23 protein-coding genes and 2 pseudogenes are annotated in these 25,434 nt (G+C 61.1%); 17 read left to right on the top strand and 8 right to left on the bottom strand.

The genetic code is table 11. From position 1 onward, the window contains the following. Window positions 1-71: 71 nt before the first annotated feature. The 6 genes and pseudogenes from ABJ99_RS06230 to ABJ99_RS06205 form a co-directional block, all read left to right on the top strand. Window positions 72-596, top strand: a pseudogene (locus tag ABJ99_RS06230) (RraA family protein); the annotation flags it as partial. 68 nt (window positions 597-664) lie between these two features. Next, entirely contained in the window at window positions 665-1,156 is a 492-nt protein-coding gene (locus ABJ99_RS06225; RefSeq protein WP_054085201.1) for a flavin reductase family protein, read from the top strand. Window positions 1,157-1,185: 29 nt separating this feature from the next. Next, window positions 1,186-1,548: an antibiotic biosynthesis monooxygenase gene (locus ABJ99_RS06220; protein ID WP_054085065.1), complete on the top strand. Its 363-nt coding sequence runs from the start codon at window positions 1,186-1,188 to the stop codon at window positions 1,546-1,548. Window positions 1,549-1,627: 79 nt separating this feature from the next. Continuing rightward, the gene (locus tag ABJ99_RS06215; RefSeq protein ID WP_054085064.1) at window positions 1,628-2,599 is read left to right on the top strand and encodes an NAD(P)H-dependent flavin oxidoreductase; all 972 of its coding nucleotides are present in this window, start codon (window positions 1,628-1,630) and stop codon (window positions 2,597-2,599) included. Window positions 2,600-2,671: 72 nt separating this feature from the next. Continuing rightward, window positions 2,672-3,451, top strand: coding sequence for a hypothetical protein (locus ABJ99_RS06210; RefSeq protein ID WP_054085063.1), 780 nt, complete (start codon window positions 2,672-2,674; stop codon window positions 3,449-3,451). Beyond that, window positions 3,448-4,308: a DUF6282 family protein gene (locus ABJ99_RS06205; protein ID WP_054085062.1), complete on the top strand. Its 861-nt coding sequence runs from the start codon at window positions 3,448-3,450 to the stop codon at window positions 4,306-4,308. Before ABJ99_RS06210 ends, ABJ99_RS06205 begins: the two co-directional genes overlap by 4 nt. A 60-nt stretch (window positions 4,309-4,368) precedes the next feature. Here ABJ99_RS06205 and ABJ99_RS06200 read toward each other — a convergent pair whose 3' ends face one another. The 3 genes from ABJ99_RS06200 to ABJ99_RS06190 all read right to left on the bottom strand — a co-directional run bounded on the left by ABJ99_RS06200 (window position 4,369) and on the right by ABJ99_RS06190 (window position 8,646). Continuing rightward, complete coding sequence (locus tag ABJ99_RS06200; RefSeq protein WP_054085061.1) at window positions 4,369-5,547, bottom strand: LLM class flavin-dependent oxidoreductase; 1,179 nt, start codon at window positions 5,545-5,547, stop codon at window positions 4,369-4,371. Window positions 5,548-6,106: 559 nt separating this feature from the next. Continuing rightward, on the bottom strand, window positions 6,107-7,084 hold the full coding sequence (locus ABJ99_RS06195; protein WP_054085060.1) for an LLM class oxidoreductase: 978 nt from the start codon (window positions 7,082-7,084) through the stop codon (window positions 6,107-6,109). Then, window positions 7,081-8,646 carry an MFS transporter gene (locus tag ABJ99_RS06190; RefSeq protein ID WP_054085059.1) on the bottom strand — a complete coding sequence of 522 codons (1,566 nt, stop codon included), beginning with the start codon at window positions 8,644-8,646 and terminating at the stop codon, window positions 7,081-7,083. The genes ABJ99_RS06195 and ABJ99_RS06190 overlap by 4 nt, the downstream gene beginning before the upstream one ends. A 157-nt stretch (window positions 8,647-8,803) precedes the next feature. On the opposite strand from ABJ99_RS06190, the gene ABJ99_RS06185 reads away from it, so the two are divergent. Together ABJ99_RS06185 and ABJ99_RS06180 are read left to right on the top strand one after the other, a co-directional pair. Continuing rightward, complete coding sequence (locus ABJ99_RS06185; protein WP_054085058.1) at window positions 8,804-9,712, top strand: LysR family transcriptional regulator; 909 nt, start codon at window positions 8,804-8,806, stop codon at window positions 9,710-9,712. Between the two features lie 27 nt (window positions 9,713-9,739). Beyond that, window positions 9,740-10,372, top strand: coding sequence for a glutathione S-transferase N-terminal domain-containing protein (locus tag ABJ99_RS06180; RefSeq protein WP_054085057.1), 633 nt, complete (start codon window positions 9,740-9,742; stop codon window positions 10,370-10,372). A 41-nt stretch (window positions 10,373-10,413) separates the two neighbouring features. Here the strand turns inward: ABJ99_RS06180 and ABJ99_RS06175 are convergent, their stop codons facing one another. Next, window positions 10,414-11,040: a type II secretion system protein GspJ gene (locus tag ABJ99_RS06175; protein WP_054085056.1), complete on the bottom strand. Its 627-nt coding sequence runs from the start codon at window positions 11,038-11,040 to the stop codon at window positions 10,414-10,416. Then, window positions 11,037-11,498, bottom strand: a complete 462-nt coding sequence (gene gspH / locus ABJ99_RS06170) for a type II secretion system minor pseudopilin GspH (protein WP_054085055.1) — start codon at window positions 11,496-11,498, stop codon at window positions 11,037-11,039. Before gspH ends, ABJ99_RS06175 begins: the two co-directional genes overlap by 4 nt. 104 nt (window positions 11,499-11,602) lie before the next feature. Between gspH and ABJ99_RS06165 the strand changes: the two genes are divergently transcribed. After that, window positions 11,603-12,028, top strand: a complete 426-nt coding sequence (locus ABJ99_RS06165) for a type II secretion system protein N (RefSeq protein ID WP_054085054.1) — start codon at window positions 11,603-11,605, stop codon at window positions 12,026-12,028. A gap of 4 nt (window positions 12,029-12,032) precedes the next feature. On the opposite strand, the gene gspI is transcribed toward ABJ99_RS06165, so the two are convergent. Further along, a complete protein-coding gene (gene gspI / locus ABJ99_RS06160) occupies window positions 12,033-12,419 on the bottom strand; it encodes a type II secretion system minor pseudopilin GspI (RefSeq protein ID WP_054085053.1) in 387 nt (128 codons plus the stop codon). 142 nt (window positions 12,420-12,561) lie between these two features. Between gspI and gspG the strand changes: the two genes are divergently transcribed. The 7 genes and pseudogenes from gspG (at window position 12,562) to gspF (ending at window position 20,642) form a co-directional block, all read left to right on the top strand. Then, window positions 12,562-13,011, top strand: a complete 450-nt coding sequence (gspG, locus tag ABJ99_RS06155; protein ID WP_054085052.1) for a type II secretion system major pseudopilin GspG — start codon at window positions 12,562-12,564, stop codon at window positions 13,009-13,011. A gap of 32 nt (window positions 13,012-13,043) precedes the next feature. Next, window positions 13,044-13,967 carry a type II secretion system minor pseudopilin GspK gene (gspK, locus tag ABJ99_RS06150; protein WP_054085051.1) on the top strand — a complete coding sequence of 308 codons (924 nt, stop codon included), beginning with the start codon at window positions 13,044-13,046 and terminating at the stop codon, window positions 13,965-13,967. Then, window positions 13,964-15,109, top strand: a complete 1,146-nt coding sequence (gspL, locus tag ABJ99_RS06145; protein WP_054085050.1) for a type II secretion system protein GspL — start codon at window positions 13,964-13,966, stop codon at window positions 15,107-15,109. Before gspK ends, gspL begins: the two co-directional genes overlap by 4 nt. Continuing rightward, window positions 15,102-15,662, top strand: coding sequence for a type II secretion system protein GspM (gspM, locus tag ABJ99_RS06140; protein WP_054085049.1), 561 nt, complete (start codon window positions 15,102-15,104; stop codon window positions 15,660-15,662). The genes gspL and gspM overlap by 8 nt, the downstream gene beginning before the upstream one ends. Next, complete coding sequence (gene gspD / locus ABJ99_RS06135) at window positions 15,662-18,016, top strand: type II secretion system secretin GspD (protein ID WP_054085048.1); 2,355 nt, start codon at window positions 15,662-15,664, stop codon at window positions 18,014-18,016. Before gspM ends, gspD begins: the two co-directional genes overlap by 1 nt. Continuing rightward, window positions 18,013-19,431 (top strand): annotated as a pseudogene (gene gspE / locus ABJ99_RS06130) (type II secretion system ATPase GspE). Before gspD ends, gspE begins: the two are co-directional and overlap by 4 nt. Beyond that, entirely contained in the window at window positions 19,431-20,642 is a 1,212-nt protein-coding gene (gene gspF / locus ABJ99_RS06125) for a type II secretion system inner membrane protein GspF (RefSeq protein WP_054085047.1), read from the top strand. Before gspE ends, gspF begins: the two are co-directional and overlap by 1 nt. A 68-nt stretch (window positions 20,643-20,710) precedes the next feature. On the opposite strand, the gene ABJ99_RS06120 is transcribed toward gspF, so the two are convergent. Further along, a complete protein-coding gene (locus ABJ99_RS06120; RefSeq protein ID WP_054085046.1) occupies window positions 20,711-21,850 on the bottom strand; it encodes a pectate lyase family protein in 1,140 nt (379 codons plus the stop codon). Window positions 21,851-22,277: 427 nt separating this feature from the next. Continuing rightward, on the bottom strand, window positions 22,278-23,573 hold the full coding sequence (locus ABJ99_RS06115) for a sensor histidine kinase (protein WP_054085045.1): 1,296 nt from the start codon (window positions 23,571-23,573) through the stop codon (window positions 22,278-22,280). Window positions 23,574-24,019: 446 nt separating this feature from the next. On the opposite strand from ABJ99_RS06115, the gene ABJ99_RS06110 reads away from it, so the two are divergent. Continuing rightward, window positions 24,020-25,378, top strand: coding sequence for an amidase (locus ABJ99_RS06110; protein ID WP_054085200.1), 1,359 nt, complete (start codon window positions 24,020-24,022; stop codon window positions 25,376-25,378). Window positions 25,379-25,434: the final 56 nt, after the last annotated feature.

Genomic DNA, 25,434 nt, shown 5'->3' with positions numbered 1-25,434 from the left:
ATTGCTCGCCAGAGATGCCTCGCTAAATCAGATCCTCATTTTTTTCTAGGTGGGGTTCGTGGCGCGGATACGATACGTCAGCCGTTTTCAAAGGAGCGGCCAACTATATTGATCAGGTTCCCGCTGGTGCAGTGATTGTTTCTTCAAATAATGGTCGTCAGGACTGTACGGTCTGGGGCGATATCATGACCCACTTTGCGCTGGCCAACGGTATCAAGGGAACTGTGATTGATGGCGTTGCACGGGATATCGACACTGTTGTTCGTTGCAACTACCCGTTGTTCAGCCGTGGCCGTTTTATGCAGTCGGCAAAGAACCGCGCTCAACTCAGGGCGGTGCAAGTACCGGTCGTGATTGATGGCGTCAGCATACAACCCGGCGATCTTATTGTTTGCGATGGCAGTGGTTGTGTCGTCATTCCACAACACGTTGCAGGCGAAGTGGTTCGTCGCGCTCAGGCAGTGGAACAGACAGAGCGCAGGATCATCGAGGCCATCTCCGCAGGCTCGACCCTTGAGGATGCCCGCAGAGCCTGTCGCTACGACCAGCCCTGGCTCACCGACGCCGAAAAAGCCCGCGCAGGAGTGCCGTCATGAATCAGGTTCCCGGATGGTCAGCGAATGCCGAGACGTCGACAGCGCTCGATGAACTGCTTGTCACGCAAATGCCTGATGCGGACATTGCCCTGTTCAAAAAGGCCATGCGTCGCCTGACCTCGACCGTCACCCTTATTGCAACCGAGCATGAGGGCACACCCTACGGCATGGCCGCTACGGCGGTCAGTTCAGTGTGCACCAGCCCGCCGTCGATTCTGGTGTGCATCAATCACAGCGCCAGCGTTTACCTGCCGCTGGTTGAGCAGGGCAAGTTTTCCGTCAGCCTGTTGCAGGCGGGTCAGGAAGAGCTGGTGAGTGTTTTCGGCGGTGCGGTCAATGGTCCTGCGCGGTTTGCAAGCGGCGACTGGCAGCACGACCAGGGCGTGCCGTACCTGCGCACGGCCCAGGCGACCCTGTTCTGTTCCGTGGCCCAACGGATTACTTACGGCACACACGAAATCATCATCGGTCTGGTCGAGAAAACCACAGTGGCCGAGTTGATCTCGCCGCTGCTCTGGCAAGACGGCAAGCCGGCGATTTCAGTACCACTGTTTGCGTAACTACTTCTTCTTATCAATGGAAACCGATTATGAAAATGGAATTGTTCGACGCTCGATCCGTCACCGATGACAAGGCGATCTATCTGGTCAACGTAGTACAGGTCAACGAGGGGGCTCAGGACCTGGCGATCGAGATACTCGAGGACGCCGTCAGCTATGTGGCTCGCACGTACAGTGCGTTTCAGTGGAGCCGCTTGATGAAGAGCACGGACGGCAAGACGGTCATCAATCAGGCGCAATGGAGTGATCAGAAGCAGTTCGAGTCATTGTTCCAGGATGAAGGATTTCTGTCCCGCTACCGGCGTCTGGAGGAAGCCGGCACTTGGGAATATCACCTTTACGGTGTGGCCGAATACATCACTCCCGAAACCGCGTTGCAAAAAGTCGGCTGATTAAGCACGGGCAGAAGAGGGCAGTGGCGAACGCTGCTCTCTGGTTGCATTCATTCGGTTTTGCACGGGAGATGACACTATGGTCGCGATCAATACAGCATTGACCGCACTGCTTGGAATTGAACATCCGCTGGTCCTGGCGCCGATGGGCGGCGCGTCTGGAGGGCGTCTTGCGGCTGCGGTTTCCCGCGCGGGAGGCCTGGGGCTGGTCGGGGCCAGCTACGGTGATGCGCAATGGATGGCCAGCGAACTGGCACTGATGCGCGACGTGAAACAACCCTGGGGCGTGGGCCTGGTGATGTTTACCGTGGCGCGACGCTTTGAACTGCTTCAGCTGGCGCTGGAGTACGGCCCTGACGTGGTCGCATTGTCGTTTGGTGATGCGCGGCCTTTCATCCGGCCCATTCAACAGGCCAATGCCAAGGTCATCGTTCAGGTACACGATGTCGATCAGGCGCATGCAGCGCTGGACGCAGGTGCCGATGCCTTGATCGTTCAGGGCGCCGAGGCTGGCGGTCACAGCCTGCGCCGTTCTTCCATGCCGTTGTTTCCGGCGGTTCGCGATGCGCTGGGCGATGACGTCGTGCTGATCGGCGCTGGCGGTATTGCCGATGGTCGCGGCATGGCGGCAGCACTCGCGCTGGGTATGGACGGCGTGATGATGGGCACGCGGTTTCTGGCGTCGCAGGAGGCACTTCCTTCCGAGCGGGTCAAACAGCGTCTGTTGCAGGCGGTCGCCAGCGACACGGTGCGCACCCGGATTTTTGATCAGGTGCGTGGCATCGACTGGCCCGAGGGCTACAGCGGGCGGGTGATCGGCAATGACTTTTCCAATGCCTGGGTCGGTGAGGAACAGGCGTTCGCTGTATCAGCGGATCGGCTGCGTGCGGACTACGAGGCTGCTCTGGCTGCCGATGATGTCAGCATCAGGGCCATCTGGGCTGGCGAAGTCGCGGACCTGATCAGTGATGTGTTGCCCGCCCGGTCGATCATCGATTCAACCATGGCCGGGTACGCCAGCAGCGTCGAGCGCCTGCGCGCTGCCCGTTAATCGAGCGTCACGGATCAACGCCCGGACCCGCCAGCAGAGGCGGGCCCGAGGATTTCTGCAGGAGCAAAAGCCATGAGTGATTGCATCACGCATCAGACGTTCGGCATCGGTCAGACCCGCGTGTTCATCCTTTCGCCGGTCATGCCGGTGTGGGATGAGGGCGGGTTCGCTCAGCCATTGATCGAGCATTTCATCAAGGCGGGTCACCAGATTACGGTGTTCGATTCCCTTTCCCTGTCAGTCGAGCCTGACGAAAATTTTGGCGAATTCGCCCGCCGCTGGGCGCAGGCGCTTGAGCCCTGGGGTACGCCGCAGCTTCTGGTCGGCGTTGCGCTCGGCGGGGCCTTGGTGCAAGAGCTGGCAGGCTGTTCGTACCTGAGCGCGACACCCGCATTATTGCTGCTTTCTTCGCCTGCAAAAGCCGACGCCTTGCTCGACTCGCGGCTGGGACGTATGGCGGATCTGGCAGAAGCGGGACAGGTCGAGGCGGCAAAGCGCCTGCTCGACGATCGGGTGCTGCCTGAAGGTCAGGCCGTCTTACGCAGCGATCAACCGGCCCGCGAGAGCGAGGTACCTGTTGAGATCCAGGGGCAACGTCTGACGCAAGGGTTCCGGTTGTTGAGCGGTCTGGACATCAGCGAGCGTTTGCGGCACTACACGGGCCGCGTACTGAGTGTGTTTGGCGAGAAATCACAGCTGGTCGGTGCGCACCACGTACCGCCTGTGTTTACGGAAAATCAGTGCTCGGTGTGCGTCCCCAATGGCGGAATGCGCCCGCTGGCTGATGATCTGCCCCGGGTGCTGGAGCACATCGACCGCTTCCTGAACGTTGCGGCGGAGACCGGCAGATGACCCGGTCAATCGATGAGACCTGCTTTATCGATGTTCATTACCACGCCAATCCCGACGCGTTTGTCCGCCGCCACGGCGCGATAGAGGCGGGACGGCGCTATGCGAATGCCAAGGGCCGGGTGGTGTTGAAAAATCATCTGGGCTGCACCGCCGCACAGGCATGGGAGGCGCGTAGCGAGGGCTTCCCGGTGAGCGGCTCGGTGGTTCTGAACGAGATTGCCGGGGGCGTCGATTACCGGGTGGTCGAGCGTAGCCTTTGTTTGCGTGGCGACGAGCCCGGCAGGTTTATCGTGCATTTTCCGACCGTCACCGGCAGGACACACGCCAGCACGCTAGCCCGCAACCTGAGCCACTCGCTGTTGCGCGACAAACCCATTCAGCCGGCCAGGGTGACCTCGCACAGCGGACACCTTACGCCTCAGGCGCTGGATATTCTGAAAATGGCGCGTGACTATCCGCTGGTCATCTCGACCGGCCATGCCGATGCCGCCGAAGTCCGGGCGCTGATCGATGAGGCCATCAGGATCGGCGTGCCGAGGCTGATGCTCAATCAGCCCGCCAACCCGTTGACCGGCCTGAAGGCGGCGGAGCTGGCGGAGATCGGCAACGAGCCTTCGGTGTATATCGAGCAGACGGCGCTGACGTACTTGCTTGGCTATCAGGACAGGCAGGATTTCAGCGAGGTGTTGAGGAATGTGCCTAATGTGGTGTACAGCTCTGATCTCGGGCAGACCAGTCAGATAGATATCCCTGAATGGCTGTCGATGAGTGAGCAGTGGTTTGACACATTCGGTTTGAGCGACGTGCGTCGGGCCGAGATTGCACTGCTCAATCCACAACGGATGCTGGCCATTTAAACGCTGTTGAAGGACTCCCCGCGCCTGGCCTGCCGTCCGGGATGCAGGGAGCCCCGACGATCAGGCGACTTCGGCGGCAACCCTCGACCTGACAGCCCCGACGCCACTCGAATCGCGCAGTCCGGCGCGCTCCATCAGCGGCAGTGTCTGCGCCACGAACTCCTTGATGCCCTGATGGTAATCCAGCCAGGTCAGCGCGATGCCGTCGATCCCCCAGGCCGCGTATTTTTCAAACAGCTCGACGATTCGTTCCGGTGTGCCTACCAGTGGTACGCCTGCAAACCCGGCTTTGAAATGAAAGCGAAAACGGACGGCGTCTTCCGGGGTGAAGATGCCGGTCTGAATACCCAGTTCGCGAGTGATGATCGAGCAGCCTTCGTCGTCACCGAGCTGGTTGGCGTAGTAATCCAGATAAGCGTCGGCTTCCTCCTGAGTTTCCTTTTGCACCACGTAGCCATAGCACCAGATCTTCAGGTCGCGATCAAATTGCTGTCTGGCCAGATCCTTGTAAGAAGCAATTTGCTGACGCACCGCTGCTTCCCCGTCCAGATGTTTGATGATCAGAAACGCCGCGTCACAGTGCTCGGCACAGAACCGTTTACCACGCGGCGAGCCACCGGCGTTGATCAGGTAAGGTGGGTTGAGCGGCTTGGGTTGCGAGACGGCATCGCAGACGTTGAAATACTCGCCTTTGAAATCAAAAGGGGTGTGCTGTTGCCATGCGTTTTTCGCGATCTTTAGCCATTCTTCTGCGTAGTCGTAGCGTTGGTCGTGTTCCATCATCTGGCCGCTGAACATGCGCATTTCAGCGCCGTACCAGCCACACAGTATATTCAGGCCGAAGCGCCCGCCGCTGATATGGTCGATGGTCGCCGCCTGCTTGGCGGCAAACAACGGGTGTACGGTGGGCAAGTGCGATGTCGAAAATACGGCAATCCGATGGGTCAGGGCCGCAATGCCGGCCGCCCAGGTGTAGGTTTCAAAAGAGACACCGCCCGTATTGTTGGTGCCGCCGAAGCCTTTCCAGCGGCCTACCGGAATGAACGCTTCAAACCCCGCGTCGTCGGCTATTCGGGCTATTTCCAGATTGCCTGCCCAGTCATCGCCACGCAGGCGTTCCGGTGCATTGGTGACCGTGCAACCGCCCTCGGTATTGGAGGAGAAAACCCCCAGTTGCAATCTGTTGCGGCTGCTGCGCATCGGGTTGGGTTTGATCGAATAAGCTTTTTCAGAGCGCATGGTGACCTCCAGGTCATTTTGGGTGTAGTTCCTCCCTGTTTCCCTGCCACAAACCACGCGGCAAGAATCGCACTGCAAGCCAGCAGACCGGCCAGTGAGCAAGCGCCCACGGCCAGACGGGTCTTATCGATCAGAAAACCGGTTGCCACCGGCAGACGCCCTGCGAGGATGTAGCCTCCCATATTCAGAAGGGAATTGCCCTGTGCACGACGCTGATTGCTGACGTTCATCGCGATCAGTGTCAGCCCCTCAAGCTGGCCCGGCCCTTGTCCGGCACCTGCCGGCAAGGTGGCAACCATCAGGGCAGCCGGTGAGGTCAGTGCGACTGCGGTGACCAGACACAGCATAGCGACGAACGTCGAAAGTGCACTGAAGTAAAACAGTCGCTCGCCGGTTTGCCCATACAACACCACCTGCACCAGGAAAGCGGCTATGAACATCGCGAAGGCGATACTGCCTGCCACCAGCGGACTGTTGATCAGCAGCAGGCTCGACAGCAGCGACGTACCCAGCGACAGCGCGAACGAGGTGGCGGTAATTCCGGGCGCAACCAACGCGCTCAGGCATAAGGTTTCTCGTGGGTAGGGAAGTGTGGAAGTACATATTCGGCAAGCTCCTGCAGCACCTCCGTCGCTGGACGTCGCAGTGGCTTGAGGTTCAGGGCGACATGCGAGACGCCTTCGGCTTGCTGGCGCTGCCACAGGTCGATGAGCGCGTTGCGTCCGGTGCTGATGCCGCGCCCGACTTTCAGCGGTGCATCCGGGTCGTCTTCCAGGTCGAAGAACGTCGCGTAGCCGTAGGGCCTGAACGACGCCTGATCAGCGGATTTTCGCCAGTGGTCGATGACATCGGGCAGCGTGTTGAAAGCGCTCTGATGCCAGATCCAGCCGTCCATGTGGTTGGCCAGCCAACTGATGTCCTGCTTGCAGCGCCCGATGGCCAGCATGGGCAGGCGACCGAAATGCGGTTTCGGTAAAAGATCGAGTTCGCCGTTGAGCTGTCCGTAATAACGCGACCTGTAGGCTGGGAAAGGGCGTTCGGTGACGGTGTGCAGAATCTCGACACACTCCCGGAAGCGTTCGGCCCGGGTGTCGAAGTCCTGACCAAACGCCGGATACTCGCTGGGACGATCACCGGTCGACAAACCCAGCAGCAACCGCCCCCTGAGCAGGACGTCTACGCTGCAGGCCTGTTTGGCCACCATCAATGGATCGCGCAATGTCAGCACGATACCTGCAGTGCCGATGCTGATTCGTCGGGTCACTGCGGCCAACATGGCAGCATACACAAAAGGATCGAAAATCTGCCCCGCATCACCAAAGGCCGGTTCCAGAAGGGGCACGTCCCGCAGCCAGAGCGCGGCGAAACCGGCCTGATCTGCCTGGACCGCGAGTGCCACATGATTCGTCATGTCGGGCACAGCGGTGTCCGGATAGCCCACCAGTGGCGCAATCAGGCCGAAGGTCAGTTGACCGGGTGCAAATACGCGTGCAAAAGCAGGATGCCGTTCCGGCGCCCATGTTTCAGACCGAATCATTTGGAATCTCCCGCCAGGTCAATTGGCCTGGCTGATGGTTGCGGCGACTCGTCGTGAGCACGCACTCGACCCAATAGCAGGAATACCGCAGCGGCGGTCAGCACCGTGGCCGCGCTGAGGATGAACAACAGGCTGCGGAACGCACTGGCATAGTGTTGATGGAGCAAATCTGCCTTGCCGGGCAGCAGGCCAGTGGCGCTGTGCAAGTCGCCCAGCGCTGCGCGGTTGGCAGCCTCGGTCACGATGTGCGGAGCAACGCCGTTCACCGATTCGAAAAGCCCCCACTGAATGAACGTTGCCAGCAGCGCACCGGCAAACGCGATGGCAATCCCGTCGGCCGAAACCCGCACGGCGTTGAAGATGCCGGTGGCCATGCCGGCGCGTTCCTTTTCAACGACGCTCACCGCCATGCCGTCCATCAAGCCCCAGGGCAGACCAATGCCGATGCCGATCAAGGCCATGGGCAGCAGCGCGTTCTTGATGACGCTGCTGTCCAGCGCCAAGGCCAGCCAGGACAAGCCGGCTGCCACCAGCAGCAGACCGATGCCTGACAGCACACCGGCTGTGAAACGGCGCGCCAGTTGCGCTGCAAGCATGGGCACAACCAGCAACGGCGCAGCCAGAGCCGTCATCATCTGCCCGGTTTCCAGAGCGCTGAGGCCATCAATGCCGATGAAGCGCGCGGGCAGCATGATGATCAGCACCACGAAGAAGAACGCCGGACTGGCGGCCAGGATCTGCACGCCGACAAAACGTGCGCTTTTGAACAGCGACAGGTCGAGCATGGGGCTGGCCACTTTGCGTTCCAGCGTGATGAACACCCGGAACAGAAGTAACGAACCGATGATGCTGCCCAGCACCCACGGGTGCGTCCAGCCCTCTTCGGGGGCAAGCAGAACACCATAAGTGAAGAGCGTCAGGGCTGCCGTGAAGCTGGCGGCACCGGGCCAGTCCATGCCGGCGGCGTGTGGATCTCTGGATTCGGTGGCGCAGAACAGCACCAGAAAAAAGCCGGCTACGCCGATCAGGGCGGTGGCGTGAAATGACCACTTCCAGCCTGCCGAATCCACCAGTGTGCCCGCCGCAAGCGGGCCGAAAGCCAGGCCGATACCAAAGGTGGTGCCCAGCAGGCTGAACACTCGGGTGCGGTCGGCGCCGTGAAAGGTCTGCGCCAGCGACGACATTGCGCCAGCGAACGCCGCCGCACCGCCCAGGCCCTGAACAAGACGCAGGATATCGATCTGCAGCACCGACGACGCCGCAGGAATGGCAAACGTGGCGACCACGAAGATCACCAGTCCGATCAGCCAGATGCGCTTTCTGCCGTAGATATCGGTAAGACTGCCGGCGGCCATCATGGCGCTGCCATACGTCAGGATGTAGGCGTTTATGACCCACGTCAGTTCTACAGCCGATCCGCCCAGTGCCTTGTGGATAGAGGGCAGCACGACCGCCGGGCCGGTGAAGCATAGCGGAATCAGGATGCCCGTCAGGCAGGCAGCGAACAGCTGTCCCCATCGCCCGGCCCTTAAAGGGGCCTGAACGTGGCTGGTTGAAGTCATGGTGATATCCCTGTGAAGGCGTGCGCAGATGTCGGTTCGCGTCGCGCGTTGACCCGACGGCGTTTGGCCTGCCGAAGATTAGGGGTTGCGTCTGCAAACAAAAACAGGCTTATGTTCCGAAGGCATAGGACAAGGCTGTCCGCAATAGGAGTGAGCAGTGGAATCGCTAGGTAGCATCGCGTTGTTTGTGCTGGTCGCGGAAACACGAAGTTTCACCCAGGCCGGAAAGCGCCTGGGCATTTCGTCCTCGGGCGTCGGCAAAAGCATCGGCCGGCTCGAAGAGAACCTCGGCGCGCGGCTGTTTCATCGCAGCACGCGCAGCATCGCCCTGACCCTTGAGGGCTCGCTGTTTCTGGAGCGCTGTCGACGTATCCTGGCAGAACTGGAAGCGGCAGAAATGGAATTGAGCAATGCCCGGGATTTGCCGAGGGGCCGGTTGCGGGTCAGTGTGCCGCTGGTCAGCGGACTGGTCATGCCGGTCATCATCGAGTTCATGCGCGCTTTTCCCGACATCGAGCTGGATATTGATTTCTCCGACCGCATGGTCGATATCATCGAAGAAGGCTTTGACGTCGTCTTGCGTACGGGCGACCTCAGTGACTCCAGGCTCCTGTCGAAAAGGATGGGCGGCTTTCAGTTACGTATTGTCGGCTCTCCGGACTATTTTGAACGGCGCGGGGTGCCGGCTTTTCCCGCTGATCTGGTTCAGCACGCCTGCCTGCATCACAAGTTTCCGTCCTCCGGCAAATTCGAACTCTGGCCGCTGCGTCGCGAGGACGGTGCCGATGATCTTGATTTGCCGCAGACGATGATCTGCAACACCACGGAAATTCTGGTCGACGTCGCGCGGGCCGGGCTGGGTATCGCCTGCCTGCCTGATTTCATGATTGCGTCCGCGATCAAACGCGGCGAACTTGTTTCGATTCTGGATGATTACACCGTGCACACGGGAAGTTTCAGGCTGCTCTGGCCGTCCAGCAAACATCTTTCCGTGCGCTTGCGGGTGTTCATCGATTTCTTGCACAGCCACCTGTTCGCTCCCGTTCCAGGCAATTCTGCGGACTGAGCATGCGGCCCCTGAAGGAGCATTGGCATGTACACGCTTTTTGGCAGTAGAGGGTCGGGGTCGGCGGCAATCGAGATGGCGCTCGAGCGATGCGCGGTCCCGTTTACGTTGATCAGGGCCAGCTCATGGGAAGAGGGGCCCGGGAAGGAGGCGTTGAGGCGTGTCAATCCGTTGCTGCAAGTGCCGACGCTGGTGCTGGCCGATGCCACGGTGCTGACCGAAAGCGCTGCGATCCTGATTCATCTGGGTCTGGAGCATTCCCGCTCCAGCCTGCTGCCCGGAGAAGCGTCCGCTCGGGCTCAGGCACTTCGCGGGCTGGTGTACATCGCCACCAATTGTTACGCGCCGATCGGCATCATCGATTACCCGGAACGCTGGCTGCCGGGTGCTGGTGATGCTGATGCACAGCAAGCGGCACTGGAAGAAGGCGCTCGCACCCGGCTGCATGAAAACTGGGAAACCTTCGCTGAGCTTTTCGGCGCTCCTGCCAGTTTTCGGCCGGGCGCTCCCGGCGCAGTGGAGATACTGGCAGCCGTCGTGACGCGATGGAGCGGGGCGCGGGAGCACCTGAGTTCAGCTCGGCCGGCATTTTATACAGCGCTGTTGCAGGTGGATACCAACCCAACTGTCAGCGCTGTGATAAAACGCCATTGGTCATGAAAAGCGGGCGCACGGGCCTGCAAGCAACCTTGGAAAGGCTCTCATTCCAGCGGCCCCAACACTTTGCGGTAACGCTCCTCTCCCTGATCAGTCTGACGGGTCAGAATAACTTCCAGGCCTTGCGGGTTGTCCTCTTTATGGCTGTCAGGCGATTGCCAGCCTCTGCCGTCCTTCCAGACCCGCAGCCGCACATCGACTATCCCGTCAAGCACTGCAATGCCATCGCCGGGGGCCGGTAACGGATAGCGGTCGCTGGCGATGGCTGCGGCGCGATACAGGGTCTTGTTATCCAGCCACCAGCGAACCCGCTGCAGACCGTCCTCGGGCGTGGCCGCGCTGCGAATCACGTCGAGGCGAAAATGCCTTTTATCGGCACTGCGCACGCTCAACGCTGCAGGCGTTTCCGGTTTCAGAGAAGCATCCTCGCCGATCACCGGTTCGCGCAGTTCAACGCTGGCGCGCAGCAGCACGTCACGTTCCATCTGGTTCAGTGCGCGCAACAGGGACTCGGTTTTTTCAGTGTCATCCCGCAGGTGACGGTCGGTTCGGGTCACGCTGTCGAGGCCGCGCCAGGCGATCAGACTGACGAGGGTCATGAGCAGGATCGCGACCATCACCTCAAGCAAGGTAAAACCGTGTTGGTGCGCGGGCTTTGGTGCTCTGTTCATGGCGGACTGACCACCTGTAACTGCCCCAGCGCGCTGCGTTGCAGATCGAGGGCATGCTGGCCGTCGGAAAGCCGTATACGCAGGGGCGTGTCGACCCATTCCGTGTTGAACATCACGCGCTGCCCGGGCTGAACGCGCACACGCATGGCCGGCGACTCCCAGTTTCTCGGGCGCAGTTGCGGATCGCTGTTGAAGGTGTCGTGGCCCGGCCCTGTGTCGGCGCGCCGCCGGAAGGCAAAACCTTTTGCATCGGCGTGCCAACTGATAATGCGGCCGTCGGCCCTGGCTTCAGCCTGAGCGATCTGAAACAGTTGCGCCAGACGTTCAGCATCCTTGCGCAACAGCGCTGCAGGGTCGGGCGTGATGCTCAGGCTGATTGTCGCGCTGGCGATGCCGATAATCACCACCACGACCATCAGTTCGATCAGAGTGAAGCCTGATTGCCTGGGCATGCTCATGACGCTGCACTCCTTGCTGAGGTCGGTTCACTTCCGGGTACAGACGATAGCCAGCGACGCACGCTCATGTAGACTGCTCGTTCGGACGAACAGGAGGTTCAGTCATGGTAGTTCCCTTTGCGTTTTCTGCCCCTCGGCTGCTGCTGGCGGCTGGTCTGATAGTGGCGCTGGCGGGTGTCGCATTCTGGGCGCCACGCCTGCTGGCCCCGCTGCCATCGTCAGGCAGTGCGCCGGTCGGGCAGGCACCTGCGAGCGCCAGCCCGGCACGGCACTGGTTCGCCGACCAGCCTTCGCAAGTGCAGATCAAGGTGTCCGGTGTCATGGCCGGGGCGCGCGGCGCGGTGGCAATCATCAGCCTCAATGACGGTCCGGCAGGCAGTTTCCTGGCGGGGGAGCATCTCGCCAGGGATGTGCGTCTGGTGGCTATCGAAGCCGACGGGGTGGTGATCGAACAGGGCTCGGAGCGCAAGCGCTTCACTGTCAGCCCGTTGGCCGAAGGGCCGGAGCTGCCCAGCCTGATGCGTCGCTGAATGATCATGGTCTGTTGGCCGCCGGACGGCCGAGCAGGGCATCGAGGCGTGCCAGCGGCGCGGCCTGAACATTGCGTTGGGACACCTTCAGGCTGACGCGCATCAGCGTGCCGTCGGCGCTGACGCTCAGCGACTGCTCACAGCGCAGCAACAGTCTTCCCTGATTGCATTCGAATGCGCGGGTCCCCGCGGCCAGATGCTCCGCCATGCGCAGCTCGGCGAGCTGGTTCTGCGCGGCCAGCAACGCCAGCGCGCGATCCCGCAACAGGCCGTTGCTGTGCGTCATGACCCCTGATACACGAGCCGCAGCCGCCAGTGCGATGGCGATGATCGCGAGCGCCACGAGCACTTCGATCAGGGTAAAGCCGTGCTCCTTGTGCGGCATGTGCATGGGCGCCTCCTGGCAGATACAGATCAGCAGAATAGCAGCTGAGGATTCATGAATGGCCCGCTATAACGCTTGCGCAGTTTGATCGGGCAACGCAACGGCTTTGCTACACTGCGCATAGGATGATAGTTATCAGGAAATGGATATGGATGTCGTATGCGTCAAGTCTTGCTCGGCAGGTCATCCGGGTCAGGGCGGTTTCACCCTCATCGAAATCATGGTGGTGGTCGTCATTCTCGGCATTCTGGCGGCGGTTGTGGTGCCCAAGGTTCTCGACCGGCCGGATCAGGCGCGTGCCACGGCTGCGCGGCAAGATGTTGCAGGTCTGATGCAGGCGCTCAAACTCTACCGCCTCGATCACGGTACTTACCCGAATCAGAGCCAGGGCCTGAAGGTGCTCGTGGAACGACCCGCGAACGTCAACAAAAGCAACTGGCGCGCTTATGTGGAACGGCTACCCGACGACCCTTGGGGGCGTCCTTACAATTACCTCAATCCTGGCGTCAACGGCGAAGTCGATGTGTTTTCCCTCGGGGCCGACGGTCAGCCCGATGGCGAGGGCGTCAATGCCGATATTGGCTCCTGGCAGCTTTGAACGCCTCGGGGGAAATCTGCAGGTCGGCAACGATGACCCAGCGCGGCTCGGCGATTATCAGTGCGTTGCTGATTGCTGCGCTGGTTGCGGTGATGGCTGCCGGCATGCTGAGCCGCCAGAGTGTGCTGACCCGCGTGGTGGAAGCCGAGCAATCGCACCGCCAGGGCAGCGCCGTATTGCTCGGCGGTCTGGAGGTCGGTCGCAGGCTGTTGTGGGAATCACGCTGGCAGGATGGCCTGACTCTGCCTGACCAGGCGTGGGCGCGCCCTATCGGTCATGATGCACTGGATCAACTGAGCGGCGATTTTCAGGGGCAGCTGGAGGACCAGCAGGGCAAGTTCAACCTGCGCAATCTGATCGTCAATCATCGCCCGGACCTCGGTCAGTTGCGCAGCTTCGAACGACTCTGTGCGACCCTCGGCATTGACATCGGGCTGTCGCGACGCATCAGTCAGCGTGTCACGGCCTCTTACCCGCTGATGCAGACGGCCTCCGGCCTGTTCGACAGTGATACACCTGCACAGACAATCGTTCCTGCGACCCGGCCAATGCTGCGCAGCGTGGACGACCTGCGCGGTCTGCAAGGGCTCAGTGAGTTGCTGCTGGAGCGCCTCGGTCACTACGTGAGCATTCTGCCGGGCAACACATTGTTGAATGGCAACACCACCAGTGCCGAGGTGCTGGCTGCGGTGGTTCCCGGCCTGTCGCTGACCAAGGCGCAAGCGGTGATTGCCGAGAGAAATCGCGGCGTGTGGTTTATCAATCGCGGTGACATCCTCAATCGGTTGCAAGTGCCGACGCTGTCGATCGAGAGCCTGGATGTCGGCGTCGCCAGCGACTGGTTCATTTTGCGTGGTCAGGCGCGGCAGGATCGCCGACGCGTCAGTCTGCAAGCGTTGATCCACCGTTCCGAAGAGCGCATGCCGCAGGTTATCTGGTCGCGGACTGGCGTATGAACCGATTACGGATTGCCTTGCCGCCACTGCGCACGCTGACCCTGAACAGCGAGCTGACGTTTGCACGACTGGACCGTCGAAATCACCTGATCGAGTCCGGCCGCAGTTCGCTGCTGTGTTTGTGCGCGGGGGTCGACAAACAGTCGGTCGAAGCTTTCCTGCACCCACTTGACAGCCTGCTGGCTGACATCGAGCTTGCGCCATTATCGGCGTCGCATACCAAGGCGGCTGCTGTTCTTGCCGCACAGGGGCTGGTGCTGGGTGATATCGAACAGGTGCATATCGCGTGCAGCGCCCGTCAGATGGACGGGCGGGTGCAGATTGGCTGGCTGCCCAAGGCTGAGCTGAGGCGTCTGATGGAGTTGCTGAACCCGCGGCATTTCTCGTTACACGGCCTGTTTCCGGCGCCTTACGCGTTGCCCGTGCCTGCGGCGGGGCACGTCAGCGCCTGCCTGCTGGATGAGCACTGGCTGCTGCGCTACAGCGCAGCGTCCGCCATCGTGCAACCGCGATTGGCGGCAGACCTTGATGAGCCTCTGATCCGGAGCCTTGAGCTCGTATGGCCGGGCGAGGGCGATTCATGCCTGAGTGGCGCGTCACCTGGCTGGAGCCTGCACGGCGGCATGGCTTCAGCGGCGCGCAGCAAGGGCAACCGGGTTGGTGCGCTGGCCTGTTGTGCGCTGGCGGTCGGCGTGTGGGTGGCGGGCCTGAATCTGTATGCCGCGCGTGAAGCCGAGCAAGGGCAGCAACTGAAAGCCCGGATGACCCAACGGGTCCAACAGGCATTTCCGCAGCTGCCGGTCATTCTCAACCCCTTGCAGCAGGCGCGCCAGCAAGTGGCTGCGCTTACTGGCGCAAGGGAGGCCGGGACGGTAGCGGGCTTCAATGGGTTGATGGTGCACGCCGCCAAGGCCCTGCCATTCCTGATCGGCAGCGTTCAGAGCCTGACGTTTTCCGAGGGTAAGTTGCAGGTGCAATTGCTCGCCGATATGCCTTTGCCTGCTGGAGAAGGAACATGGCAGGTCGCACTGGCCCAGGCAGGTCTGGCTGTCAGCCGCGACGAGCGCGCCTGGACCATCAGCCCGCTGATCGAGCCGCCATCGGACGATGGCAGTGTGACTCAGGGGCGCGATGATGACTGAGCAAGGTCGGCAGCCCCACACCCGCTGGCACATGCTTGGCCTACGGGTTCGCCTGGCATGGCGCGACCTGTCGCGGCGTGAAAAGCGTGTGACGGGCGGCAGCGTTCTGCTGTTATCCGGGCTGTTGGTATGGTGGTTGCTGATTCAGCCGCCGCTGAACAGGATTGCCTACTGGAGCGCTGAAATCCCGAGGTTGCGCTCGCAGAACGAAGCGCTCGACAGTGTATTGCAACAGGTCTCCACGCCACCGCTTCGCGCCGAGGATCAAGATGAAGAGCAGGCATTGCGGCGCAGTCTGGATGCGCGCGGGCTGCTGCAACATTGCCGGCTTGAGGCCAGTGTGCAGGGGGCGGTACAAGGCTGGCAACTGGCGTTCGAGCAGGCGCCGGCCGATGCGGTGATCGACTGGCTGCTGGAGCAGCCGCAGGTGTTTTCGTTATACATCATGGACGCCCGCCTGCAACGCGCAGGCGCGGCCAACGCTCAAGACTCGGCAGGCAGTCTGTCCGGGGTCGTTCGCATGGAAAAAGCGCCGAGCGCCAGGGAATCTTGATGAAGGGATCGTTTTTCAATCATGTGCGGCAGTGTCGCTGGACCGCACCGTTGTTGTTGATGGCACTGGGTGCATGCAGCACTTCATCACCCGCGCCTCCTCTGCTGGTCGAGAGCGAACTGGGTCAGCCGCTGGCCAGAACCGCGCGCAACGGTGATCCGCTATTGGACCGTCAGCGCACACAACCTGCTGTCGAACCAAGACGCGGCGCGCAGCGTTCAGCGCCCGGCAATCGCAGCCAGGCAGGTTCGCGCCGGGCTGCGCCGCCACGCAACGTGCTGGGCGATCAACCGGTGCAACTGAATTTTGTCGACACCGACATTCAGGCGGTGGTGCGGGCGTTATCGCGCTCGACCGGCCAGCAGTTTTTGCTCGACCCGCGCGTTACCGGCACCCTGACGCTGGTCAGCGAAGGCCAGGTGCCTGCTGCTCAGGCCTATGACATGCTGCTCGCGGCATTACGCATGCGCGGCTTCAGCGTGGTCGATGTCGGCGGTGTCGCGCAGGTGGTGCCCGAAGCCGATGCCAAATTGTTGGGCGGGCCGATCTACAGTGCCGACAAGGCGTCGGCCAACGGCATGCTGACCCGCACTTTCCGGCTGCAATACGAAAACGCGGTCAATCTGATCCCGGTGCTGCGGCCCATCGTTTCACCGAACAACCCGATCAATGCCTATCCGGGCAACAACACCATCGTGGTCACCGATTACGCCGAGAACCTGACGCGCGTGGCGCAGATTATCGACGGCATCGACACGCCCAGCGCCATCGACACGGATGTCGTGGCGGTGCATAACGGCATTGCCGTGGACATCGCCAGCATGGTCGCTGAATTACTGGACACCCCGGCCGGCGATCCGACCCAGAAAATCAGCGTGATCGGCGATCCGCGTTCCAATTCGATCATCATCCGCGCTGGCAGCCCGGAGCGTACCGAGCTGGCGCGCAGCCTGATCTACAAACTGGACAACGCCCAGAGCAACCCCAGCAACCTGCACGTGGTGTACCTGCGCAATGCTCAGGCAGGCAAGCTGGCGCAAGCGTTGCGCGGTCTGCTTACCGGTGAAAATGACAGCAGTGCTGCCAGTGACACGACCCGCTCAACGCTCAGCAGCATGGGCGCTGCGGGCACCAATAACAGCGGGCAGGGCAACGGCGCTGCCACCAGCGGCGGCACTTCCGGCATGGGCGGTGGCACCAGCGGATACAACCAGAGCGCCGGTGCCTCACCCACCGCACCTGCCGGTAGCCAGCAGGTGGATCAGAACACCGCGTTCAGTGCAGGCGGCGTGACGATTCAGGCCGATGCCACCACCAACACCTTGCTGATCTCCGCGCCGGAACCGCTGTACAGTAACTTGCGCGAAGTCATCGATCAGCTTGATCAACGTCGTGCTCAAGTGGTGATCGAGAGCCTGATTGTCGAAGTCAGCGAAGATGATGCCAGCCAGTTCGGTGTGCAGTGGCAAACCGGCAACCTCAGCGGCAACGGTGGCTTCGGTGGTGTGAATCTCGGCGGCAGCGGCCTGAACAGCAACGGCGGCACCAGCATTGATGTGTTGCCGCAAGGCTTGAACGTTGGCGTGGTACGCGGCGCTGTGACCATTCCCGGGATCGGTGAAGTACTCGACCTCAAGGTGCTGGCCCGGGCGCTGAAGAGCAAGGGCGGCAGCAATGTCTTGTCCACGCCGAACCTGCTGACCCTGGACAACGAGGCTGCCAGTATTTTCGTCGGCCAGACCATTCCGTTTGTCACCGGCAGTTACGTGACCGGAGGCGGCGGCACCAGCAACAATCCGTTTCAAACGGTGCAGCGCGAAGAAGTAGGCCTCAAGCTGAATGTGCGGCCGCAGATTTCCGAGGGCGGCACGGTCAAGCTGGATATCTATCAGGAGGTCAGCAGTGTCGATCAACGCGCCTCGCTGGAAGCTGGCACGGTGACCAACAAGCGCGCCATTGACACCAGCATTCTGCTCGACGACGGGCAGATCATGGTGCTGGGCGGCCTGCTTCAGGACGGCTACAACCAGAGCAACAACGCGGTGCCCTGGCTGTCGAACATCCCGTTGCTGGGCGTGCTGTTTCGCAATGAAGCACGCTCGACCAGCAAAACCAACCTGATGGTCTTTCTGCGCCCTTACATCATTCGTGACAGCGGCGCCGGGCGCAGTATTACCCTGAACCGTTATGACTTCATGCGCCGTGCGCAGGGCCACCTTCAGCCGGAACGCAACTGGGCGCTGCCGGACACCCAGGCGCCCCAGTTGCCTTCGGCCGCCAGGGCCATTCCCGACCTGGTCCCGGCGCCGAGTCAGATGCCACGCGCGACAATTCGTGCGGTGCCTGCACCATGAATGCCTTGCCGTATGTCTGGGCCAGAGCGCAGCGCATCCTCGTGCGCCACAGCGAGGAGGGCGCGGTGCTTGTTGTTTGCGACCTGACGCCCGGCTGGGCGATCAATGAGGCGCGACGGCAATTTACCGGGGCGCCTCTTGAGCGGGTCCAGAGTGATCAACTCGAAGGCCTGTTGGCTGCCGCCTACGCGGATACCGGCAGTGCCGCAGCGGTGGTCGGTGCCGCAGAAAACGAGGCGGATCTCGACCGGCTGATGCAGGACATCCCCGAAATCGCGGATTTGCTGGATGCCCAGGACGGTGCGCCGGTGATCCGCATGATCAATGCGCTACTCACTCAGGCAGCCCGCGACGATGCCAGCGATATACATATCGAGCCCTACGAGAGCCATTCTGTGGTGCGTTACCGCGTGGACGGCGCTCTGCGCGATGTGGTGTCGCCGCGCAAGGCGTTGCACGGCTCGCTGGTGTCGCGGATCAAGATCATGGCGCAACTGGACATTGCCGAAAAGCGTCTGCCGCAGGATGGCCGGATCGCACTGCGCGTGGCCGGTCGACCGATCGATATTCGCGTTTCGACCGTACCCACCGGGCATGGCGAGCGCGTGGTCATGCGTCTGCTGGACAAAAAAGCCGGGCGCCTGCGCCTGGAAACTCTAGGTATGGACGCGCAGGTGCTGGCCAGGCTCGACGGGCTGATTCGCCAACCCCACGGCATCGTGCTGGTCACCGGCCCGACCGGCAGCGGCAAGACCACCAGCCTCTACGCGGCACTGGCGCGGCTGGATGCCAGTACCAGCAACATTCTCACCGTCGAGGACCCGGTGGAGTACGACTTGCCGGGTATCAGTCAGATTCAGGTGAATGCCAAAATCGACATGACCTTTGCGCTGGCGCTGCGAGCGATCCTGCGTCAGGACCCGGATATCATCATGATCGGCGAGATTCGTGACCTGGAAACCGCGCAGATTGCCGTGTAGGCATCGTTGACCGGGCATCTGGTGCTGGCCACCCTGCACACCAACGACTCGGTGTCGGCCGTCAACCGGCTGATCGACATGGGCGTCGAACCCTTTCTGCTGGCCTCGTCACTGCTTGGCGTGCTTGCCCAGCGCCTGGTAAGGCGTTTGTGTCCGCATTGCAAACAGCCGGACCCGGGCGCAGCCGGTTGCTGGCGCCCGGCGGGTTGCACCTCGTGCAGCCAGACCGGGTACAGCGGGCGCACCGGCATTCACGAATTGTTCTGTATCGACGACGAGGTCCGTAGCCTGATTCATCAAGGTGCCGACATGCAGGCGTTAACGGCCGCCGCACGTCGCGGCGGGATGCGCAGCATGCGTGAAGACGGTGAGCGCTGGGTGCGCGATGGTGTGACTGCGCCGGAAGAAATCATCCGTGTCACCCGGGACGCCTGATGATCCGTTTCCGCTACGAAGCCGCAGATGCGCTGGGCAAACTCGAGACCGGGCATGTCGAGGCCGATAGTCAGGGCGCGGCGCTTGCAAGCCTGCGCAGTCGCGGCCTGACCGCGCTGCACATTCAGCCCGACGGTCCGGCCAGCGGCAGTCGGTCGCAGAGCCTGTTCAGTACACGGCTCTCGGACAGCGACCTGGCGTCTGTCACCCGGCAGATGGCCAGCTTGCTGGGCGCCGGGCTGCCACTCGATGAGGCGCTGAGTGCCACCGTCGAGCAGGCCGAGCGCAAGCACATCATCCAGACCCTCGGCGAGGTACGCACCGATGTGCGCAGCGGTATGCGTCTGGCAGAAGCTTTGGCCGCGCGGCCGCGAGACTTTCCGGACATCTATCGCGCCTTGATTGCTGCGGGTGAAGAGTCTGGCGATCTGGCACAGGTCATGGAACGACTGGCCGACTACATCGAAGAACGCAACATGCTGCGCGGCAAGATATTGACCGCCTTCATCTATCCGTGCGTGGTCGGGCTGGTATCGATCGCCATCGTGATTTTTCTCCTCAGTTACGTGGTGCCCCAGGTGGTCAGCGCGTTCTCTCAGGCGCGTCAGGATCTGCCGGGCCTGACGCTGGCGATGCTTGCGGCCAGCGATTTTATCCGCGCCTGGGGGGTGATGTGCCTGGGGGGCGTTGTGGCCATGGCATGGGGTTGGCGTATTTACCTGCGCAATCCACTCGCCCGGCTGGCCTGGCACAGTCGCGTCCTGCGCCTGCCGCTGGTTGGACGCTTTGTGCTGGGCCTCAACACGGCACGTTTCGCTTCGACCCTGGCGATCCTCGGCGGTGCCGGGGTGCCGTTGTTGCGGGCGCTGGAAGCGGCGCGTCAGACGCTCTCCAATGACCGCCTGAGCCAGAGTGTCAGCGCAGCCACGGCCAAGGTCCGCGAAGGAGTCAATCTGGCAGCTGCGTTGCGTGTCGAAAAAGTTTTTCCGCCGTTGCTGATTCACCTGATCGCCAGCGGCGAGAAGACCGGCGCGTTGCCGCCAATGCTCGAGCGTGCTGCGCAAACCCTGTCCAGAGACATCGAACGGCGTGCGATGGGCATGACCGCACTGCTCGAACCGTTGATGATCGTGATCATGGGCGGGGTGGTGCTGGTCATCGTGATGGCGGTTCTGCTGCCTATTATCGAGATCAATCAATTGGTCAGCTGATCTGCTGGCAACGCAGTAAAAGGCCCTCGATCAGGAGGGCCTTTCGTTTAGCAGGTCAGCGACAGGGTTCAGATTTTACCTGCACCTGCCTTGGCCTTGACATCGGCAGCCACTTTGTCGGCTGCCAGCGGCGTGTAGCTGTAGGGCGGAGTCCAGCCAATGCTGGTGCTCCAGGTGCAGGTAATCGCCGTGCCGTTGACCAGCGAACCGCTGTCACGGTAAACGCTGCCGCCGTAATCCCCTGCAACCTTGCTGCAACCACTGATACCGCTTACATCAAACGCATTACGTTCGGAAAAGATCTTCGAACTTTTGCCTACGCCGTGAGCATAACTGAATGGGTACACCTTATGACTGGTGCTGCCCACATGGTAGTTGTTGTAAAGATGCACTTGGCCAAAGCGGACGCGGGGTGCGCGTGCCGAGATATTTTCGAACAGCGTGTTATGGATAGTCACTTTCAGTTTGCCGTCATCGGTTGTTTTGCTGTCGCTTGAACCGATGAGGTTGTTCTTTTCGTGGTTCCTGAAAATTGAATAGGAGATGGTGACGTAGTTGGCGCCGTTCTTGACGTCAAGTGCACCGTCGTGATGCTGTTTGGGGCGACCGTTGGCGGTGCCATTCTGATCATCGGTACGGCGCCCGTCCGTAAAGGTTACATGGTCAACCCATACGTTACTGGCACCTTCGACGGTCAACCCGTCGTATTCAGCGTTCCAGTTTCCCGAACTGCCATCTGTCGGGTCCCAGACCGGTTCCGGGTCCCAGGGATTCTCGATAGTCAGATTGCGGATAATGACATCGTTCTCCTTGGCGTAGAAAAAACCCTCGCGGATCTCGGCAGCGCTGGTAGTACCGACAATGGTCGTCTTGCCGGGAATGTCCAGACGGCCTCGGGTCTTCATGTCGGAGGTCTTGGTGTACGGCTTGCCTTCGCTGACATCGATCACTCCAGTGACCTTGATGATACGGCCATTGCTACCCACCGAAGCGGCCAGTGCGGTCTTCAGCTCTGCGGCATTCTTGACCGTATAGATATTATTCGCCGCCGCTCGCGAACCGCCTTTGGTGCCGCCATTCTGGGTAGCCCAGCCGGTGGTGGCAACATCGGTGGCAATGTCTGCATGAGCAGACAGACTGGTCAACAGCAGCGAACCAAGAAGACCGCTGACTATTTTGAGTGGTGCACAGTTAAGAGACTTCACCATTTAATCTAATCCTTGATTAAGTTGTGTGTATGGCGCGCGGTTATTGAAACGGCGCCCCAACAGCAAACGTCCTTATGTTGACAAGACAGAGCAAACCAAACGCTTGCTGCCGAGTGAATATAGTAAGTCGTTAGTTAAAGTGTTGCGGTGATTTGAATTATCATGTGAAAGAGAAAGTTTGCTATTTATGACACTTTTTATTAGATGGGCATCAGGCTTTATCGTTGTTTGCAATCAGATTAAGTGCCTGAGTGGCAGGTGATTCATAAGCTGAATAATAAGAATTAAAATAGTGCGCTATTCGTCCGCATTATAATGGTTTTTAAAAGGCGGGCCGTTCAAGAGGGAGTTAGTGAAGGAGGGGGCAGGCAACGCTTCGCGATAAAGGGAACGTTGCCGGGATCTGAAGTGGGTGTTATCCCTGAGTCTAATTGATTCGGCCCAGTATTCTCAGGTAAAGGTGCAAGGTGGTACCGGCACCCTCAGCGGTTTCGATGCGCACCGCACCGCCAGCGTTGACGGCAAACTCCTGCACCTGCGCCAGCCCCAGCCCGGTACCGAGCCCCGCTTGTTTGGTGGTGAAGAAGGGCTCCAGTATCTGGTCCTTCAGATCAGCGGTCATGCCCGGACCGTCGTCGGTCACGCTGAGCACGACATAGTCGCCTTGTTGCAGTTGCGCGTCGTTCCGGATCGACTCGACGCGCGTCGCGATATGCGCCTTGCCGGGCTCCGGCATGGCGTCGCGTGCGTTGGCCAGCAGGTTCAATACGGCGGCATGCAGTTGCGCTTCGACGCACAGCACACCCCAGCCGCGGGCACTCAGGTCGAATGACAACGTCAGTTGGTCACCGACCGAGCGAAACAACAGATCACGCGCTGCATCGAGCCGCTCGCTGACATCGATGCAGATCAGCTCCGGACCGTCGTTTCGCACGCTGGTCAGCAGGCGCGTCACCAGTTGTCGGCCGTGTTCTACCGCCTGCATGCCGGTGTTGCTGAACGTTTCGACGTCGATAGGGCGCCGCGAGCGCATATGGATGAGTTGCAGGCTGGCACTCAACGCCTGGAGCAGATTGTTGAAGTCATGGGCGATGCTGGCGGTCAGCATTCCCAGCGATGACACGCGTTGCGAATGGCGCAGGTTGCGCTCGAGCGTCTGGCTCTGGTTCTGCGCATTTTCGAGCTCCAGTTCAAGCGCGGCGGCGTGTTTTTCACGCTGATCATTGAGCACGCGGTATTGCATCAAGGCGGCTGTCTGCCGGGCCAGAGCCAGCAAAGCCGCGCGCTGCTGGTCGCTGAGGACGCGTGGCCAGATGTCGATGACACAGACCGTGCCCAGCGCATTGCCCGACTCGTCGCGAATCGGTGCGCCCGCATAAAACCGGATGTAGGGAGGCCCCAGCACCAGCGGGCTTTCCCGGAAGCGTGGGTCGGTGGTGGCATCTTCCACCACCAGCACATCGGAAGGTTCCAGGATGGCGTGGGCGCAAAAGGCCAGGTCGCGATGGGTTTCGCTGATGTCCAGGCCGATGCACGCCTTGAACCACTGACGTTCCCGGTCGATCAGCGACACCAGTGCGATAGGTGCATCACACAGCGTTGTGGCGAGCAGGACTACATCGTCAAAACCCTGTTCGGGTGCGCTGTCCAGCACTTTGAGGTGTTCGAGCGAGAGGATTCGATCCTCCTCGTGGGCTGGAAACGGTGCTGGAATATGGGCCATGAGTACGTATCACGATGAGTACAAGGCCGTATCATGCCTATGATTTACAGGCGGCAGCAAGGCGCATTGCATTGTCAGGTCTGCATTGTCCCGGCAAACCCTTACAGGGCCGCGCTTTCGGGTGTCGGATCAGTGTCCGGACGAACGTTTCGGTCCCTTTCTGCAGGAACCCGGCCCCGTTTTCGGCTGACGCTGCAGCGCACTGCAATTGGGCGTAACAGGAGTTTGATCGGGTTTATGGCACCACGGCGGTGCTGTTACAAATTTAAAAGCCACAAAAGCAATATATCCAACAAAACCCACTTGACGCATCAACGGTGCCTGAATGTAATGCGCTGAACACGTCTGTGCCGGACATTTCTTCAGAGGTATCAGTTTTGATTGAGCCCAGCCCAACCAACGTACCGACAGTGATCGAAGCCGCAGGCCATGTGCGCAGAGGCTGCATGACGCCGATCCGTCTGACCGAAATATGCCTCGAATCCATCAAAGCCCACAATTCCACACTCAATGCCTTTGGTGATGTTTACACCGAAGCGGCGCTGGAGCAGGCCTGGAGCATGACTGCCGAGTTGCAGCGCGGCCAGATACGCGGCCCATTGCATGGCATACCGTTCGGCATCAAGGATCTGTTTTCGACGGCCGGCTTGCGCACCACGCGCGGATCACTGACGGGGCTCGAAAACGTTCCGGTCAAGGACGCGCCGATCATTCGCCGTCTCAAGGACGCCGGGGCGATCATTCTCGGCAAGACCGAGACCACCGAGTTCGGCTGGACCGGCGCAGGTACTTCACGGGTATTCGGCAACGGCCGCAACCCGTGGGACCCGACCCTGACCAGTGGCGGCTCCAGTTCCGGTTCGGCGATTGCCGTGGCGGCGCGGATGGTGCCAGCGACCCTGGGCTCCGATGGCGGCGGCTCGGTGCGCATACCGGGGGCGTTCTGCGGGGCATTCGCGCTCAAGGGCACGCTGGGACGCATTCCGACCTGGCCTTGGTCTGCCACCGAAATGCTCAGTCACGCCGGGCCTGTCACCCGCACCGTGCGCGACAGTGCCTTGCTGTTCGACATTCTGTCGGGCCCCGATCCACTGGATCACCAAGCCTTGCCAGCGCCGGGCGAATCTTTTCTGGACCGCTGCGATCAGCCGTTGAAGCCGTTGCGTATCGGCTATTGCCCGACCCTGTTCGACACCCCGGTCGACCCCGAGATCGCAGCGGCGGTCGAGGCAGCCGTGGGCGAGATCGCGAGGAATCTGCCCGTTACGCTCAATACCCTCAAGCTCGACTGGGCGGACCCGCTGGCGACGTTCGAAACGCTGTGGGTCGCGGGGCGCGGTATCGCTTACGGCAAAGGGCTGGCGCAGCATATGGAACAGCTCGACCCGGGTTTCGCCGAATTGATCAGGCGTTCGGCGCAGTACGATTTGAGTGATTACCTGCAAGCGATGCAGCAGCGGGCGGCGTTCGCCAATCAGGTGCATGCGCTTTTCGAAGATTACGATCTGCTGCTGATGCCCACGTTGCCGATCCTGCCGTTCGCGGCCGATGAGGTAGCACCTGCCGGTTACGTCGGCCAGGACAGCGCCTTGCCCTGGGCGCGCTGGACGCCGTTTACCTACCCTTTCAATCTTTCCGGCAACCCGGCGGCCAGCCTGCCGTGCGGACGCAGTTCGGCCGGTCTGCCCATCGGTCTGCAAGTGGTCGGGCCTCGTTTCGCCGACGCTCATGTGTTGCAGTTCTGTGCCGCCGTGGAAGACATGGCGCCCTGGGATCAGCACGTGCCGCCGATGCTGAGCCGCTGACATGCAACTCGCTCCGGTCGGGCAGGTGGCAGCCGCTCTGGATACCGGAATCCATA

It is taken from the genome of Pseudomonas syringae pv. cilantro (genome assembly GCF_001293775.1).
Classification (GTDB): Bacteria; Pseudomonadota; Gammaproteobacteria; order Pseudomonadales; family Pseudomonadaceae; genus Aquipseudomonas; species Aquipseudomonas syringae_P.
This window is presented reverse-complemented; position numbering and strand designations above follow the sequence as displayed.